The organism is Vibrio pomeroyi (genome assembly GCF_024347595.1).
In the GTDB taxonomy this organism is placed as follows: Bacteria; Pseudomonadota; Gammaproteobacteria; order Enterobacterales; family Vibrionaceae; genus Vibrio; species Vibrio pomeroyi.
Genome location: NZ_AP025506.1, coordinates 3,512,256 through 3,528,822, shown reverse-complemented (window position 1 = coordinate 3,528,822; position 16,567 = coordinate 3,512,256). Strand labels below are relative to the sequence as shown.

The window sequence follows — 16,567 nt, the reverse complement described above, 5'->3', positions numbered from 1 at the left end:
CAGACCTTGAATGAGTTTGAAGAGTTACTTTTAAATACAGTTTTCCGAATTTTAAAATTTGCTTGGCGACCATAGCATTGTGGACCCACCTGATTCCATGCCGAACTCAGAAGTGAAACACAATAGCGCCGATGGTAGTGTGGGGCTTCCCCATGTGAGAGTAGGACATCGCCAGGCTTTAATTTCGACTTTGTCTACAAAGTAGACAAGTCACCATAGAGTTCTAAGTTTTCTTAGTATTTTATGTTGACTTTCAAAGTAGAAAGCGTATTATACGCGTCCTGCTTAAGTGCTAAGGCACTGAAAGCAAAGCTCTTTAACAATTTAAACCTATCAATCTGTGTGGGCACTCGTTGATGAATATCAAAACGTTTTATCGTTAGATAAAACAGATTCTTCGGAATCAAAATGATTTCAATGAACTGAGTGACCAATACAAATAACTTCGGTTATTTGGCACAGTCAATTCATTATCATTCTGTTGGAATGGTAATAGCTTTAGAATTACATGTTTACTTCGGTAAATATTAGTTTTGAAGTCAGTATTCGTTGAGTCACAAAATCTTAAATTGAAGAGTTTGATCATGGCTCAGATTGAACGCTGGCGGCAGGCCTAACACATGCAAGTCGAGCGGAAACGACACTAACAATCCTTCGGGTGCGTTAATGGGCGTCGAGCGGCGGACGGGTGAGTAATGCCTAGGAAATTGCCTTGATGTGGGGGATAACCATTGGAAACGATGGCTAATACCGCATAATGCCTACGGGCCAAAGAGGGGGACCTTCGGGCCTCTCGCGTCAAGATATGCCTAGGTGGGATTAGCTAGTTGGTGAGGTAATGGCTCACCAAGGCGACGATCCCTAGCTGGTCTGAGAGGATGATCAGCCACACTGGAACTGAGACACGGTCCAGACTCCTACGGGAGGCAGCAGTGGGGAATATTGCACAATGGGCGAAAGCCTGATGCAGCCATGCCGCGTGTATGAAGAAGGCCTTCGGGTTGTAAAGTACTTTCAGTTGTGAGGAAGGGGGTAGCGTTAATAGCGCTATCTCTTGACGTTAGCAACAGAAGAAGCACCGGCTAACTCCGTGCCAGCAGCCGCGGTAATACGGAGGGTGCGAGCGTTAATCGGAATTACTGGGCGTAAAGCGCATGCAGGTGGTTCATTAAGTCAGATGTGAAAGCCCGGGGCTCAACCTCGGAACTGCATTTGAAACTGGTGAACTAGAGTACTGTAGAGGGGGGTAGAATTTCAGGTGTAGCGGTGAAATGCGTAGAGATCTGAAGGAATACCAGTGGCGAAGGCGGCCCCCTGGACAGATACTGACACTCAGATGCGAAAGCGTGGGGAGCAAACAGGATTAGATACCCTGGTAGTCCACGCCGTAAACGATGTCTACTTGGAGGTTGTGGCCTTGAGCCGTGGCTTTCGGAGCTAACGCGTTAAGTAGACCGCCTGGGGAGTACGGTCGCAAGATTAAAACTCAAATGAATTGACGGGGGCCCGCACAAGCGGTGGAGCATGTGGTTTAATTCGATGCAACGCGAAGAACCTTACCTACTCTTGACATCCAGAGAAGCCAGCGGAGACGCAGGTGTGCCTTCGGGAGCTCTGAGACAGGTGCTGCATGGCTGTCGTCAGCTCGTGTTGTGAAATGTTGGGTTAAGTCCCGCAACGAGCGCAACCCTTATCCTTGTTTGCCAGCGAGTAATGTCGGGAACTCCAGGGAGACTGCCGGTGATAAACCGGAGGAAGGTGGGGACGACGTCAAGTCATCATGGCCCTTACGAGTAGGGCTACACACGTGCTACAATGGCGCATACAGAGGGCAGCAAGCCAGCGATGGTAAGCGAATCCCAAAAAGTGCGTCGTAGTCCGGATTGGAGTCTGCAACTCGACTCCATGAAGTCGGAATCGCTAGTAATCGTAGATCAGAATGCTACGGTGAATACGTTCCCGGGCCTTGTACACACCGCCCGTCACACCATGGGAGTGGGCTGCAAAAGAAGTGGGTAGTTTAACCTTTCGGGGAGGACGCTCACCACTTTGTGGTTCATGACTGGGGTGAAGTCGTAACAAGGTAGCCCTAGGGGAACCTGGGGCTGGATCACCTCCTTATACGAAGATACTCACGATAAGTGTCCACACAGATTGATTAGGTTTAGAAAAGTTAAGAGACGATATTGGGTCTGTAGCTCAGCTGGTTAGAGCGCTCGCCTGATAAGCGGGAGGTCGGTGGTTCAAGTCCACTCAGACCCACCAATATCGACCTAGATGGGGCTATAGCTCAGCTGGGAGAGCGCCTGCCTTGCACGCAGGAGGTCTGCGGTTCGATCCCGCATAGCTCCACCATCTTTAAGTATTCTCTTAAGAGAGTCTTTAAAAATGGTTTCGAAAGAAATCAAGCTCTTTAACAATTTGGAAAGCTGACTGATTGATTACTTACGAGTAATTCAATCAAATTTAAAAGTTCTCAATGTTTATCTTTTGATAAACACAACAAACACATTCAAGTGTCTTGTATTCGATTCAAATTCGTTTGAATCACATTGAGTCCGGCAAACAGTCATTGAGAATTAACCCTTCTTAATGACAACCAAAAACCTTGGTTAGTTGCCATACACTAAGACCCTTTCGGGTTGTATGGTTAAGTGACTAAGCGTACACGGTGGATGCCTTGGCAGTCAGAGGCGATGAAAGGCGTAATAACTTGCGATAAGCCCAGATTAGGTAGTAATAACCTTTGAGTCTGGGATTCCTGAATGGGGAAACCCACTTACATAAGTAAGTATCCTGTTGTGAATACATAGCAACAGGAGGCAAACCGGGGGAACTGAAACATCTAAGTACCCCGAGGAAGAGAAATCAACCGAGATTCCGAAAGTAGCGGCGAGCGAAATTGGATTAGCCCTTAAGCTTTTAATGAGACAGATGAAGGCTCTGGAAAGTGCCGCAATAGAGGGTGATAGCCCCGTAATCGACATCTCATCATCAGTGAAAACGAGTAGGGCGGGACACGTGATATCCTGTCTGAATATGGGGGGACCATCCTCCAAGGCTAAATACTACTGACTGACCGATAGTGAACCAGTACCGTGAGGGAAAGGCGAAAAGAACCCCTGTGAGGGGAGTGAAATAGAACCTGAAACCGTGTACGTACAAGCAGTAGGAGCACCTTCGTGGTGTGACTGCGTACCTTTTGTATAATGGGTCAGCGACTTAATTTTAGTAGCAAGGTTAACCGTTTAGGGGAGCCGTAGGGAAACCGAGTCTTAACTGGGCGTACAGTTGCTAGGATTAGACCCGAAACCAGGTGATCTAGCCATGGGCAGGTTGAAGGTTGAGTAACATCAACTGGAGGACCGAACCGACTAATGTTGAAAAATTAGCGGATGACTTGTGGCTAGGGGTGAAAGGCCAATCAAACCTGGAGATAGCTGGTTCTCCCCGAAAGCTATTTAGGTAGCGCCTCGGACGAATACTACTGGGGGTAGAGCACTGTTAAGGCTAGGGGGTCATCCCGACTTACCAACCCTTTGCAAACTCCGAATACCAGTAAGTACTATCCGGGAGACACACGGCGGGTGCTAACGTCCGTCGTGGAGAGGGAAACAACCCAGACCGCCAGCTAAGGTCCCAAAGTATAGCTAAGTGGGAAACGATGTGGGAAGGCTCAGACAGCCAGGATGTTGGCTTAGAAGCAGCCATCATTTAAAGAAAGCGTAATAGCTCACTGGTCGAGTCGGCCTGCGCGGAAGATGTAACGGGGCTAAGCTATACACCGAAGCTGCGGCTACGTACCTTAGGGTATGTGGGGTAGGGGAGCGTTCTGTAAGCCGTTGAAGGTGGTCTGTAAGGGCTGCTGGAGGTATCAGAAGTGCGAATGCTGACATGAGTAACGATAAAGGGAGTGAAAAACTCCCTCGCCGGAAGACCAAGGGTTCCTGTCCAACGTTAATCGGGGCAGGGTAAGTCGACTCCTAAGGCGAGGCCGAAAGGCGTAGTCGATGGGAAACGGGTTAATATTCCCGTACTTCTTACAATTGCGATGGGGGGACGGAGAAGGCTAGGTGGGCCTGGCGACGGTTGTCCAGGTTCAAGTACGTAGGCGGAAAGTTTAGGTAAATCCGGACTTTCTTAACGCTGAGATACGATGTCGAGCTACTACGGTAGTGAAGTCATTGATGCCATGCTTCCAGGAAAAGCCTCTAAGCTTCAGATTGTAAGGAATCGTACCCCAAACCGACACAGGTGGTCGGGTAGAGAATACCAAGGCGCTTGAGAGAACTCGGGTGAAGGAACTAGGCAAAATGGTACCGTAACTTCGGGAGAAGGTACGCTCTTATCAGTGAAGTCCCTTGCGGATGGAGCAGACGAGAGTCGCAGATACCAGGTGGCTGCAACTGTTTATTAAAAACACAGCACTGTGCAAAATCGTAAGATGACGTATACGGTGTGACGCCTGCCCGGTGCCGGAAGGTTAATTGATGGGGTTAGACTTCGGTCGAAGCTCTTGATCGAAGCCCCGGTAAACGGCGGCCGTAACTATAACGGTCCTAAGGTAGCGAAATTCCTTGTCGGGTAAGTTCCGACCTGCACGAATGGCGTAATGATGGCCACGCTGTCTCCACCCGAGACTCAGTGAAATTGAAATCGCTGTGAAGATGCAGTGTACCCGCGGCTAGACGGAAAGACCCCGTGAACCTTTACTACAGCTTGGCACTGAACATTGAACCTACATGTGTAGGATAGGTGGGAGACTTTGAAACCGCGTCGCTAGATGTGGTGGAGTCGTCCTTGAAATACCACCCTTGTAGTTTTGATGTTCTAACGTTGGTCCCTGAATCGGGATTACGGACAGTGCCTGGTGGGTAGTTTGACTGGGGCGGTCTCCTCCCAAAGAGTAACGGAGGAGCACGAAGGTGGGCTAAACACGGTTGGACATCGTGTGGTTAGTGCAATGGCATAAGCCCGCTTGACTGCGAGAATGACAATTCGAGCAGGTGCGAAAGCAGGTCATAGTGATCCGGTGGTTCTGAATGGAAGGGCCATCGCTCAACGGATAAAAGGTACTCCGGGGATAACAGGCTGATACCGCCCAAGAGTTCATATCGACGGCGGTGTTTGGCACCTCGATGTCGGCTCATCACATCCTGGGGCTGAAGTCGGTCCCAAGGGTATGGCTGTTCGCCATTTAAAGTGGTACGCGAGCTGGGTTTAGAACGTCGTGAGACAGTTCGGTCCCTATCTGCCGTGGGCGTTGGAAAATTGAAGGGGGCTGCTCCTAGTACGAGAGGACCGGAGTGGACGAACCTCTGGTGTTCGGGTTGTCATGCCAATGGCATTGCCCGGTAGCTAAGTTCGGAATCGATAACCGCTGAAAGCATCTAAGCGGGAAGCGAGCCCTGAGATGAGTTTTCCCTGACGCTATAAGCGTCCTTAAGGGTTGTTCAAGACTAGAACGTTGATAGGCAGGGTGTGTAAGTGCTGCGAGGCATTGAGCTAACCTGTACTAATTGCCCGTGAGGCTTAACCATACAACACCCAAGGGGTTTTGTGGACTCAAAGACAGACCTTGAATGAGTTTGAAGAGTTACTTTTAAATACAGTTTTCCGAATTTTAAAATTTGCTTGGCGACCATAGCATTGTGGACCCACCTGATTCCATGCCGAACTCAGAAGTGAAACACAATAGCGCCGATGGTAGTGTGGGGCTTCCCCATGTGAGAGTAGGACATCGCCAGGCTTTAAATTATGAACGACTTGTCAGCGACGACAAGTAGTCCACTGCGGAGTGGTAGTTCAGTTGGTTAGAATACCGGCCTGTCACGCCGGGGGTCGCGGGTTCGAGTCCCGTCCACTCCGCCACTTATTAGAAAAGCCCTGCTAGAAATAGCAGGGCTTTTTTACATTTGAATCATTGTACATTTCCTTCGGGCGAAAGAGTTCTACTCGTGCGCGAGTCCGATGGAATACCAGCATAGCCAATTATCAGAAAGCCTAGTCTTACGACTAGGCTTTCGTCGTTTCTGGCTATAGATCGTCTGGTTTTCGCTCAAGCTCCGCTCGTTTCGGGCTGCCACAACAGCACTTACTAAGAAGTCTTGCTGTTTATTCCTAGGTCGAAAGAGTCCCACTAATGGCTTGTCCGTAGTTCGCGGCCTCGATGTTTGCCGGTTATTAGAAAGCCTAGTACTGACTTGCATGAGGTTGTTTACCTTGAATTGCCACTGTATCTATTGAGATTAGAAAGCTCGGCTTTCATAGTGATGTTTCTGTCTGTAGGTTCTGATAACGAGTGAGCTTTACTTAATGGATTAATTACGGATAAAGCCTAGGTGGTGATGTTTAAGTAATCGTAGTGTTTTAAGCACTGTGATTGAGTGCTATCTACTCGTTGTATAAAGGAAGAATTACTTGGATTGCTGGCTCTATAGTTGGAAATGGATCGTCGAATTCTGAGTTCTCAACTAATCTAAAACCTTCTGAGGTGTTTGACTTTCTTTGGTACAGCCCTAGCCAGGCTAGATGTTCGTATAGCGAATATTTGTCAGCTCTAATCGCTTCTAAAGAGTTTATTTGCTATTGAAATACTCTCGCGAGAGTTCGAGCTAAAGCCGCTCCAAGTTCCATTGGAGAGGCTCAATGAATCATTTACGATTACTCTTGTGCCTCAGTATGATGTCTAGAGTCTGTTGGGCTTGGTTTAGTTACCTTGCGGGATATCTACGCTTAAACTGTATCTGACGAAAGGTTGGATTATTGGACTGGACGTTATCTTGAGGCAAATAGCAGACACAAAAAAGCCGATGCTTGGCATCGGCTTCCTGCTAAGTGTATTTGCTTAAGCTGGCTGAACTAGAGCGAGTGCTTTACGAGATACTTCGTGAGCCGCTTTGGTTAGGTTCTGCTTCTCTAGTGCATCAGATAGGTAGCCGTAATCTGAAACATTAGAACGAAGTGCTAGTGCTTTTTCGAAGTGGCTTTGCGCTTCTGCCCATTTTTGCTCCCTTAGGTAGAATTGAGCTAATGCACTGTGTGCTTCTGCATTGTTGCTATCTTTACTGATTGCACGCTCTAGCATCACAACCACTGGGTGGTGATCGGCTAGATTAAGTTCAGGAAGCAACATGTAGAGTTCGTTTGAACCATTCTTCGCAATGTTCTCTTTAATCACTGTGAAGGCTTCTGAATCAGCTTTACGTGCGATCAGTTGTTTCACAAAGCACGATACAAGGTGTGAACTTTGCTTCTGTTTTCTTGGAAGCTTATTCCAGTGACTGATTAGCCCTTCGCTGCCTTGTTGCTGTGCGACGTCGTGAAGCAAACCACATTGTGCTTTCTGTTCTAGCTCACGCTGCTCATCTGCCGTTAGAAGCTTGTTCTTAGCGAGTTTTGGCGTTAGCTCCAACAATGGCTGCCATAACTTAAGTTGCATGTAGGTCGCTTTTAGCAATCCAAGCACTGCAGTGTTGTTAGGGTGTGAACCTTTAAGGTTTGAAAGCGTATCGAAAGCAGCTTCGTAATTTGATTCGCTGATTTGTTGCTTGGCTTTAGTTAGTTCAACGGCCAATAGAGAATCGTCTTGTTGGCTAGCAAGCTCTATATACTTATCGCGCTCAGCAGTATTACCTTGCTCATGTGCTGCTTGTGACGCCACTAAGTAACAAAGCAGAGGCATGTCGTGGTGATTCGCCCAGCGAGTTACTTTCTTCTCTGCGCCTTTCCAATCACCCTCAAGAAGCTTGATGATGCCTTCATTGGTATAACGACGAGAGCGTTTTAGTTTACGAACGCTGAACCAGTTCCAAGTTGTTGAGCTCGCGTAAATAAGCTTTTTAAATAGGTACTCTAAGCCAAACAGTGCAGCCAAAAGGGCAATCACAAAGATAGCCATTGTTGTCACACTCATCTCAATCGTCTTATTGGCAATTGAGATCAGCACATAACCTTGTTGACCCGAGAATTGAGTACCAACAAACAGGCCCGCACCGAGAATAAGGAAAAGAAAAATCAAACGAATCATTATTTCTCCTCCGAGGTCATTACCGTTACCTCACGGCGTAGACGTTCACGAATGACATCTGACAACTCATTTTGAGACTCAAGCTTTACAGGGTATTTCACGGAAATATTCTGCTCGCTTAGCTGTTTAATCGCCTTTTCGAACTCGATTACTGAGTTGTTATCTTGGTTTAGATACGACTTCGACCATTCGTTAGCTGTCTTAAGCGCAGCACTATAGACTTCGCCTTGCTCTTTGTAGACCGCGCGAATTGCTGTCTCTAGCTTGCCTTTGATGTTTTCACGCAAGTAGAAGTGCTGTTCTGGTGATAGTAGTGGGATAACTTCACCATCACGACTACGGAAAGTGATGAAGTTTTCTGAGAAGTCTTTCATCGACGTCATCAAGTTGTTTTGCCAATCATTGATGTCTTGCGACACAGCTTGTTTCTCAACGACCGCAGCTTCTGGAAGAATAGCGTTAGCTAGAGGCAGGTTATCGACTTGTTGTTGAAGGCTTGTAATACGCAGAACTAAACCATCACGGTCGATCAGAGGGATAGTGCGAAGCTTAGTAATGTCATTGGTCATAGATTGACGGAGAGACACTAAGCTTGGATCATTCAGTGCTGCGATACGCTGATCGGCGCTCTCCATCAGTTTGGTTGCGCTAACGGCATCATGCTCAAGGAACAGTTTACGGCCAGCGAGTTTTACAAGGTAATCGGCTTCGGCAAGTAACCAGTCATTCGGGCGTCGGCCTTTAACGTCAGCAACGGCCAACTGAAGGCTTTGAATGCTTTTCTGTTGTTGGGATTGAACCACCTGAGTTTTTTCCACCGCATGTGATGCTTCTTGGATGGTCTCTTGCTTGATGGTTTGTAGGTCTTTATTTACTGCAGATTGTGTATTTTGTAGTTGCGCTTGAAGCGCAGCGATTTGAGCTGAGTAATCGGCGCTCTTTTGTTGCATTTGAAAGGCAATGCCACCGCTGAAAATAATAGAAAAAGCGATCGCAATAGCGCCTAGTGTGACACCGCGCTTACCTTGCTTTTCCGCTTTCTCTATTTGCTCTTTATGTTCAGCTTGAGACTGTTCATTTTGAGCGGTATTTGACGCAGAGGCATCAAGTTTTTCTTCAGGCTGTTTTGTCTCTGTAGATTCAGCTTTTTCGTTTTCAACAACTACTGGCTGAGTATCTTGTTTCTTTTCAGGTTCAATATGCTCATTATTTTTTTTGCTTGTCATGCTTATTTCCTGTTTCTAGCTAAGGCCGGAGAGCAGCCAGTAATATTTGGTTCGTAGCACTTTGAGTATTAATCACATTGGAGAACCCGAGTTGTTGTGCTCGTTCTGCTATGCGCTGACTTGGGACAAATAGTTGTCTTGTTGAAAGCCAAGCCAAATACTCGTCAGGGGTTATTGAGCAGAGATACTCCAATTGTTCCTGACTAGTGATGACAACTTTTGATGTATTTTGGTTTATCCATGTTTGATAGGTATTGTGGTCGTTAATGGGAATATATTCTCTACGGTAGGTCTCACAATAAGAGACTTGTGCACCTCGATTGAGTAAAGAATCTCTAATGAGCTCACGCCCACCATTGCCACGTAGTATCAAAATGGATTTATTATCGACACCATTAAGTTCAGTAAGTTTAAGAAGATGTTCACTATCACTAACTTGAGGATAGTTTACTTTTTGTTTACAGACTTTGCTTAAAACGTGCGCAGTTTTTTGACCAACGCCAAGATAAAGCGGCGAAGTAGGCCAAATAGATGAGGTTTTGGAAAGGATGCTTTGGGCAGCTGTCACAGCATGGTGACTGACTGCAATAATGATATCGCTGTTATTGAGCTGAGTGCTTAAATACGCAGAGTCTGGGTTATCAACGATACGAATAAGCGGATGATGGATTGCTTGAATCCCTTCATCCGCTAGTTGTTGGCAAAGCGATTGTCCCTCTGAGCCGGGACGAGTTACCAACACTGTCATGATTATTCTTGGTCTGCGTAAAGCTTAGTTAAGATTTCTCTCGCACCGTCATCCAGCAGTTGATTAGCCAGAGTAACGCCCAGTGCTTCAGCGTCTTTACGAGGACCAGAGATCTCACCGCGAACCATCTTAGAGCCGTCAGGTTCACCAACAAGTGCACGTAGCCAGATGTTGTCGCCATCTAACAGTGAGTAGCTACCGATAGGTACCTGACAACCGCCTTCAAGAGTTAGGTTCATTGCACGTTCGCAAAGCACGCGATCGGCTGTGTCTTGGTGATTCAGTGGCTCAAGAAGCTTAATCAGACGCTCATCATCAAGACGACATTCAATGCCCACAGCACCTTGGCCTACAGCAGGTAGAGACTGTTCTGGTTCGATAAAGCTACGGATACGCTCTTCAAGTTCTAGGCGCTTAAGGCCAGCTGCCGCTAGGACGATAGCATCGTATTGGCCATCATCGAGTTTACCTAGACGAGTGCCAACGTTGCCACGCAGCTCCTTGATGATTAAATCAGGGCGGTATTCTAATAGCTGACATTGACGACGTAGGCTACATGTTCCCACGACAGCACCTTGTGGTAGCTCATCAATGTTGTTGTAAGTGTTTGATACGAAAGCATCACGTGGGTCTTCACGTTCACAGATCGTTACCAGACCTAGACCTTCAGGGAAGTCGACAGGTACATCTTTCATTGAGTGAACCGCAAGGTCAGCACGACCTTCTAGCATTGCCACTTCGAGTTCTTTAACGAACAGTCCTTTACCGCCAACTTTAGCCAGTGGGGTATCTAGGATGATGTCACCTTTGGTCACCATAGTTACCAACTCAACCTCTAAACCAGGGTGAGCAGCTTGCAGTGCATCCCTTACAAAGTATGCCTGCCAAAGGGCAAGAGGGCTTTTTCTGGTTGCGATACGGATTGGTGCTGAATTTGTCATGGTGTTTCCGATATAGGTTCTGTAATAGCCTAATCCTACCATTGTGAGGCGAAAATTCTTACTGTTTGATCATTCCATGCTTTGATAGCTGAGAGATTTTCATGAGTTCACCAAAATAGTGTGATTGGTATCTCATTTGAAACATGGGCTATTATTAGAAATAGTCAATAAAGAGGACACTACGGCGCCGTGAGTTTAACTTTCTGTCATTAAGGAATTGGCCAGTATGACGGGTTCCTTTGCTTTACCATTAGGGGTAAAAGTGTTAAATTGATCACGTTTTGTTGCTGCTTTCGTTCAGTAACTAAACAGAAGTGCATTTAATCTCAAACCAAGGACTTACCTTGCAGGCTTACACTCAGACTTTGATTCAACGATTAGACAATCTAAATCAGCAGCGCATTGATCGTGCGTTGGCGTTGATGAATGTCCAAGGCCAGCGAGTTTTTAACCTAATCCCCGCACTTCTTCATTTCAATCACCCAATGATGCCTGGTTACTATGACCAACAAGTTCCTTTTGGAATTCGTAGCTTCACGCTTAATGAATTCCAAAAACAATTTGTGTCTGATACCGAATTAACACTTGGCGGTAAACTTACCGAGGCTGCTGAACCTGCAATCCTTGGTTTGTACACCATGGGTAGTACCTCTTCTATTGGTCAAAGCACCTCAAGTGATCTGGATATCTGGGTATGTGTTTCTCCTGATATGGATGGTCCAGCGCGCGATAGCTTGACGAACAAGTGCCTGCTGATTACCGATTGGGCTGAAACCTTGGGTGTTGAAGCTAACTTTTTCTTGATGGATGAACAGCGTTTCCGCTCGAACCATTCTGAAGAGATGACCGGTGATAACTGTGGCTCTTCCCAGCACTTGTTATTGCTTGATGAGTTCTATCGTTCAGCTGTTCGTTTAGCTGGCCAACGCTTGTTGTGGCAAATCATTCCGCCAGAAATGGAAGAGTGTTATGACCAATACGTTCAAGGCCTATGTCAGGATGGTTATCTTGATTGTTCGCAGTGGATCGATTTCGGCAAGCTGAATCGCATTCCCGCGGAAGAGTACTTCGGTTCTAACTTGTGGCAACTCTACAAGAGTATCGACTCACCGTATAAGTCGGTGTTAAAGGCGATCCTGCTAGAAGCTTATTCATGGGAATACCCAAACACCCAACTATTGAGTATCGATACCAAGCGCCGCTTCTTTGCGGATGAACCTGATCTGTATGGCATGGATAGTTACTATCTGATGCTAGAAAAGGTAACTCGCTACCTAGAACGCATTAACGACCACACTCGTTTGGATTTGGTGAGACGCTGTTTCTACCTTAAGACCCACGAGAAGTTGTCGCGAGAAGCAGGTATCGGTTCAGTTGCATGGCGTCGTGAAGCCTTAACCGAGATGACTAAGTCTTGGAATTGGGGGCAGGAAACCATTGCTGAGCTCGATAACCGCCGTAACTGGAAGGTTGAGCAAGTTAAAGTGGTGCACCATGCGTTGCTTGATGCCTTGATGCTGAGCTATCGTAACCTGATTCAATTTGCACGTCGTAACGACATTACTTCGGCAATCAGCCCACAAGATATCAGTATCTTGGCACGTAAGCTTTATGCTGCGTTTGAGGTGTTGCCGGGTAAAGTGACGTTACTGAATCCGCAAATTTCTCCGGATCTGCATGAACCTGACTTGAGCTTTATTGAGGTTCGCCAAGGGCAATCCAATAAAGCGGGTTGGTACTTGTACAAACAGCCACTGATTGCGCACCGTATCCTTGGCCAGCCTTCACTTGAGCACCATGAGTACTTGAGTAAGCTGGTTGCTTGGTCATTCTTTAATGGTTTGATTACTGAATCGACACGTTTGCACTCTGTGGTTCGTGACGCTCATATTGATATCGATAAGTTCTATCAAATGGTGAGCGACCTTCGCAATACCTTCTCTTTGCGTAAACGCCGCCCAAGTATGCAAGCACTGGCGAGCCCGTGTGAGATCAGCCAGTTAGCGATGTTCATCAACTTTGAAAATGATCCGACTTCTGAGTTAAGCGGTCGTGCCTTGAAGGTTGATCTGAAGAATGCCGATATCTTCAGTTTTGGTGAAGAAGGTAAGAGCTTAGTCGGCAGTGTCGATTTGGTTTATCGTAACTCTTGGCATGAAGTACGTACGCTTCACTTCCAAGGTGATACCGCAATGCTTGATGCGCTTAAAACGGTACTTGGCAAAATGCACCAAGATGCTTTACCGCCAGAATCGGTCGATGTGTTCTGTTATAGCAAGAACCTGCGTGGTGTGATGCGTAATATGGTGTATCAACTGCTTGCTGAGTGTATCGATTTACGATTAAAACCAATCGAACCAGAAAAACGCCGTCGCTTTAAGGCTATTCGCTTAGCTAACAAGATGTTTGGTCTGTTCTTTGAACGCCGTGGTGTGTCGGTACAGATGTTGGAAAACTCGGTCGACTTTTATCGTAGTATCTCAACTAACAAGTTGAAGGGTTCACCTTTACTGATGCTCGACAAAGAGCAAGAGTATCAATTACCAGAAGTGGTGGATGGTTTTGCGAGTGAGGGCTTAATTCAGTTCTTCTTTGAAGATACCGACAAAGGTTTCAATATTTATGTATTGGACGAGTCGAACCAGGTTGAGGTGTATCACCAGTACAGCGGCGAAAAAGATGAGATGATCGCGAGCGTAAACTCTTTCTACACATCGGTAAAAGATGAGTCGAAGATGTCGTCTAAGTTGATAAACTTTAACTTACCTCAGTACTATCAAATCGTTCATCCTGAAGAGGGCAACTCTTATGTTGTGCCTTACCGTAACGATGCGACGTTAGCTTCTCGGAGTTCAAAGATAGTGAACATCTAGGCTTATTAAGACTGATTGATACTAAAAAAGGAGTGATTGATTCACTCCTTTTTAGTTTTGCTTACAAATGATTAGACCCAATCGATCTCTTCACCTGCGTGCTTCACGCATTCTTCTTTCACCATCTCAAACAGCTCCATGCCCGTCTTAGAACATGTCCACTTGTCGTCGATTAATTTAAAGTGGAAGCCACCAGATTTAGACGCCAACCAGATTTCTTTCATTGGTTCTTGGCGGTTAATGATGATTTGGCTGCGGTTCTCAAACTCCAGCGTCATCACGTTACCAGTCACTTCGTAATCAATATCTGCCTCTGATTCATCGATAGCTTCTTCGATGTTTTGCATCTGTATATCGACCAGCTGATGAAATTCAGTCTCGTTCATCCTTTCTATCCTATTGCTTTTCCTGAGTGTGGTGCGATTATAGGGGGCATTGAGTTAATAATCACGATATGCAAAATGAAAAAATTAATTACCGCTCTGTTTATGGTGTCCGTTATTGGACTTTCTGGTTGTGGTCAAACGGGTCCGTTATACGATCCTGATGAAGTTCAGCAGACTGAACAATCACAATAAGTGAAACACGCAGAAATCGTTATTTATAAGGGATAAGAACTTTGGATTACTTCAACTATCAGGAAGATGGCCAGCTTTGGGCTGAGGACGTCGCACTTTCACAACTAGCAGAGCAATATGGTACACCGCTGTATGTATATTCTCGTGCAACATTAGAACGCCACTGGAATGCGTTTGATTCATCGGTTGGTGAGCATCCACACTTGGTGTGTTATGCCGTTAAAGCTAACTCGAACCTTGGCGTATTGAACACTTTGGCTCGTTTGGGCTCAGGCTTTGACATCGTTTCTGGCGGTGAGTTAGAGCGTGTGGTTGCTGCAGGTGGCGATCCGGCGAAAGTTGTGTTCTCTGGTGTCGGCAAAACAGCCGCTGAAATGAAGCGTGCGCTTGAGTTGAACATTAAGTGTTTCAACGTAGAGTCTGAACCAGAACTAGAGCGACTGAATAAAGTGGCTGGTGAGCTTGGTGTTAAAGCGCCGATTTCACTGCGTATCAACCCAGATGTTGATGCAAACACTCACCCTTACATTTCTACAGGTCTGCGTGATAACAAATTTGGTATTGCCTTCGACCGTGCTCCAGCTGTTTATGCGTTTGCACAAACACTCGATAACTTGTCTATCCACGGTATTGATTGCCACATCGGTTCTCAGCTAACGGATATCGAACCTTTCATCGATGCAACTGATCGTCTGCTTGCTCTTATCGACCAACTGCGTGCTAACGGTATCAACATCAAACACCTTGATGTTGGTGGTGGCTTAGGTGTGGTTTATCGTGATGAATTACCACCACAGCCTTCTGACTACGCGAAAGCCCTATTGGCTCGCCTAGACAATCATTCTGATCTAGAGCTGATTTTCGAGCCTGGAAGAGCGATTGCTGCTAACGCTGGTGTATTATTAACGAAAGTCGAGTTCCTGAAGCCAACGGAGCATAAGAACTTTGCCATCATCGATGCCGCGATGAACGACCTAATGCGTCCAGCGCTTTACCAAGCTTGGCAAGATATTGTTCCAGTAAGCCCACGTCAGGGTGAAGCGGTGACTTACGATTTGGTTGGCCCTATCTGTGAGACAGGTGACTTCCTAGGTAAAGATCGTGACCTAGTTCTTGAAGAAGGCGATTTACTGGCAGTTCGTTCTGCGGGTGCTTATGGCTTTGCGATGTCATCTAACTACAACACTCGTTCGCGTGCGGCTGAAGTGATGGTGGATGGCGATAAAACTCACTTGGTTCGTCAGCGTGAAGAGCTTACGAGTCTGTGGGAACTTGAAAACATTCTTCCGGAGTAATTTTAAGCGTTATGCACTTCCACTTTTCTAAAATGCATGGTTTGGGCAATGATTTCATGGTCGTGGACTGCATTACTCAAAATATTTTCTTTTCTCCAGATTTGATCCGTCGTTTGGCGGATCGACACACTGGTGTGGGCTTTGATCAGCTACTTGTGGTTGAGGCTCCCTATGATCCAGAAACTGATTTTCATTACCGCATATTCAATGCGGATGGCAGTGAAGTGGAGCAGTGTGGCAATGGCGCTCGTTGTTTTGCACGATTCGTACGCATGAAAGGCTTAACGAATAAGTACAGCATTAACGTGAGTACCAAGAAAGGCAAAATGGTTCTCAAGATTGAAGAGAATGACCTGATCACAGTCAACATGGGCATTCCTGAGTTCGAACCAGGTAAGATTCCATTCAAGGCCAAGCAGCCAGAGAAGACCTATATTCTGAGAACGGATGTACACACCTTGTTCTGTGGTGCGGTGAGCATGGGTAACCCACATGTGGTGACTGTTGTTGATGATGTTGACACAGCGGATGTAGATACCTTAGGCCCGCTTCTTGAATCACATGAACGTTTCCCTGAGCGTGTTAATGCTGGCTTTATGCAGGTGGTTAACCGTGAAGAGGTTCGCTTACGTGTTTATGAGCGTGGTGCTGGCGAAACTAAAGCGTGTGGCAGCGGTGCATGTGGCGCGGTTGCGGTAGGTATTACCCAAGGCTTATTGGCTGAGAATGTGAAAGTTCGTCTACCTGGCGGTGACTTGCACATCAGTTGGCAAGGTCCGGGTAAACCTCTGTTTATGACCGGCCCTGCAACGCATGTGTTTGATGGTCAACTTTCTTGCTAATAACGATTTATAACCAATAGATTCATAAAACATAA

The 16,567-nt window shown here is 46.4% G+C and carries 9 protein-coding genes, 3 tRNA genes and 4 rRNA genes; 11 read left to right on the top strand and 5 right to left on the bottom strand.

The features are described 5' to 3' along the window. Window positions 1-61 precede the first annotated feature (61 nt). From rrf (OCV12_RS15695) to OCV12_RS15665, 7 genes are all read left to right on the top strand, one after another. A 5S ribosomal RNA gene (gene rrf, locus OCV12_RS15695) occupies window positions 62-177 on the top strand. A 389-nt stretch (window positions 178-566) separates the two neighbouring features. Next, window positions 567-2,121, top strand: a 16S ribosomal RNA gene (locus OCV12_RS15690). Between the two features lie 67 nt (window positions 2,122-2,188). Beyond that, window positions 2,189-2,265, top strand: a tRNA-Ile gene (locus OCV12_RS15685). Between the two features lie 14 nt (window positions 2,266-2,279). Beyond that, a tRNA-Ala gene (locus OCV12_RS15680) sits at window positions 2,280-2,355 on the top strand. 293 nt (window positions 2,356-2,648) lie between these two features. Continuing rightward, window positions 2,649-5,540, top strand: a 23S ribosomal RNA gene (locus OCV12_RS15675). Window positions 5,541-5,633: 93 nt separating this feature from the next. Then, window positions 5,634-5,749: ribosomal RNA gene (gene rrf / locus OCV12_RS15670) — 5S ribosomal RNA — on the top strand. Together the 16S, 23S and 5S rRNA genes with 3 tRNA genes alongside form the textbook arrangement of a ribosomal RNA operon. A 45-nt stretch (window positions 5,750-5,794) precedes the next feature. Beyond that, a tRNA-Asp gene (locus OCV12_RS15665) sits at window positions 5,795-5,871 on the top strand. Between the two features lie 976 nt (window positions 5,872-6,847). Here the strand turns inward: OCV12_RS15665 and OCV12_RS15660 are convergent. From OCV12_RS15660 to hemC, 4 genes are read right to left on the bottom strand one after another with little or no spacing between them, the layout of a single operon-like run. Then, a complete protein-coding gene (locus OCV12_RS15660; RefSeq protein ID WP_261885011.1) occupies window positions 6,848-8,029 on the bottom strand; it encodes a heme biosynthesis protein HemY in 1,182 nt (393 codons plus the stop codon). Continuing rightward, complete coding sequence (locus OCV12_RS15655; protein WP_261885010.1) at window positions 8,029-9,255, bottom strand: uroporphyrinogen-III C-methyltransferase; 1,227 nt, start codon at window positions 9,253-9,255, stop codon at window positions 8,029-8,031. The genes OCV12_RS15660 and OCV12_RS15655 overlap by 1 nt, the downstream gene beginning before the upstream one ends. A gap of 19 nt (window positions 9,256-9,274) precedes the next feature. Then, a complete protein-coding gene (locus OCV12_RS15650; RefSeq protein WP_261885009.1) occupies window positions 9,275-10,003 on the bottom strand; it encodes a uroporphyrinogen-III synthase in 729 nt (242 codons plus the stop codon). 2 nt (window positions 10,004-10,005) lie between these two features. Continuing rightward, window positions 10,006-10,944, bottom strand: a complete 939-nt coding sequence (gene hemC, locus OCV12_RS15645; protein WP_017633312.1) for a hydroxymethylbilane synthase — start codon at window positions 10,942-10,944, stop codon at window positions 10,006-10,008. Window positions 10,945-11,288: 344 nt separating this feature from the next. Between hemC and OCV12_RS15640 the strand changes: the two genes are divergently transcribed. Continuing rightward, window positions 11,289-13,817 carry a class I adenylate cyclase gene (locus OCV12_RS15640; RefSeq protein ID WP_176680602.1) on the top strand — a complete coding sequence of 843 codons (2,529 nt, stop codon included), beginning with the start codon at window positions 11,289-11,291 and terminating at the stop codon, window positions 13,815-13,817. A 71-nt stretch (window positions 13,818-13,888) separates the two neighbouring features. Here OCV12_RS15640 and cyaY read toward each other — a convergent pair whose 3' ends face one another. Then, window positions 13,889-14,203 carry an iron donor protein CyaY gene (cyaY, locus tag OCV12_RS15635; protein ID WP_017633314.1) on the bottom strand — a complete coding sequence of 105 codons (315 nt, stop codon included), beginning with the start codon at window positions 14,201-14,203 and terminating at the stop codon, window positions 13,889-13,891. A gap of 75 nt (window positions 14,204-14,278) precedes the next feature. Here cyaY and lptM point away from each other — a divergent pair, with 75 nt between their 5' ends. The 3 genes from lptM to dapF are packed head-to-tail and all read left to right on the top strand — an operon-like array spanning window position 14,279 to window position 16,532. Then, window positions 14,279-14,395 (top strand): LPS translocon maturation chaperone LptM, encoded by a 117-nt coding sequence (gene lptM, locus OCV12_RS25000; protein ID WP_407829960.1) that lies wholly within the window; start codon window positions 14,279-14,281, stop codon window positions 14,393-14,395. 41 nt (window positions 14,396-14,436) lie between these two features. After that, a complete protein-coding gene (lysA, locus tag OCV12_RS15625) occupies window positions 14,437-15,690 on the top strand; it encodes a diaminopimelate decarboxylase (RefSeq protein ID WP_017633315.1) in 1,254 nt (417 codons plus the stop codon). An 11-nt stretch (window positions 15,691-15,701) separates the two neighbouring features. After that, window positions 15,702-16,532, top strand: coding sequence for a diaminopimelate epimerase (gene dapF / locus OCV12_RS15620; RefSeq protein ID WP_261885008.1), 831 nt, complete (start codon window positions 15,702-15,704; stop codon window positions 16,530-16,532). The last annotated feature ends 35 nt before the right edge of the window (window positions 16,533-16,567 follow it).

Bases quoted from the DNA above. Each gene is read 5' to 3' on its own strand.
- cyaY (WP_017633314.1), bottom strand. From the start codon at position 14,203: ATGAACGAGACTGAATTTCATCAGCTGGTCGATATACAGATGCAAAAC.
- OCV12_RS15660 (WP_261885011.1), bottom strand. From the start codon at position 8,029: ATGATTCGTTTGATTTTTCTTTTCCTTATTCTCGGTGCGGGCCTGTTT.
- lptM (WP_407829960.1), top strand. From the start codon at position 14,279: ATGAAAAAATTAATTACCGCTCTGTTTATGGTGTCCGTTATTGGACTT.
- OCV12_RS15650 (WP_261885009.1), bottom strand. From the start codon at position 10,003: ATGACAGTGTTGGTAACTCGTCCCGGCTCAGAGGGACAATCGCTTTGC.
- OCV12_RS15655 (WP_261885010.1), bottom strand. From the start codon at position 9,255: ATGACAAGCAAAAAAAATAATGAGCATATTGAACCTGAAAAGAAACAA.
- hemC (WP_017633312.1), bottom strand. From the start codon at position 10,944: ATGACAAATTCAGCACCAATCCGTATCGCAACCAGAAAAAGCCCTCTT.
- dapF (WP_261885008.1), top strand. From the start codon at position 15,702: ATGCACTTCCACTTTTCTAAAATGCATGGTTTGGGCAATGATTTCATG.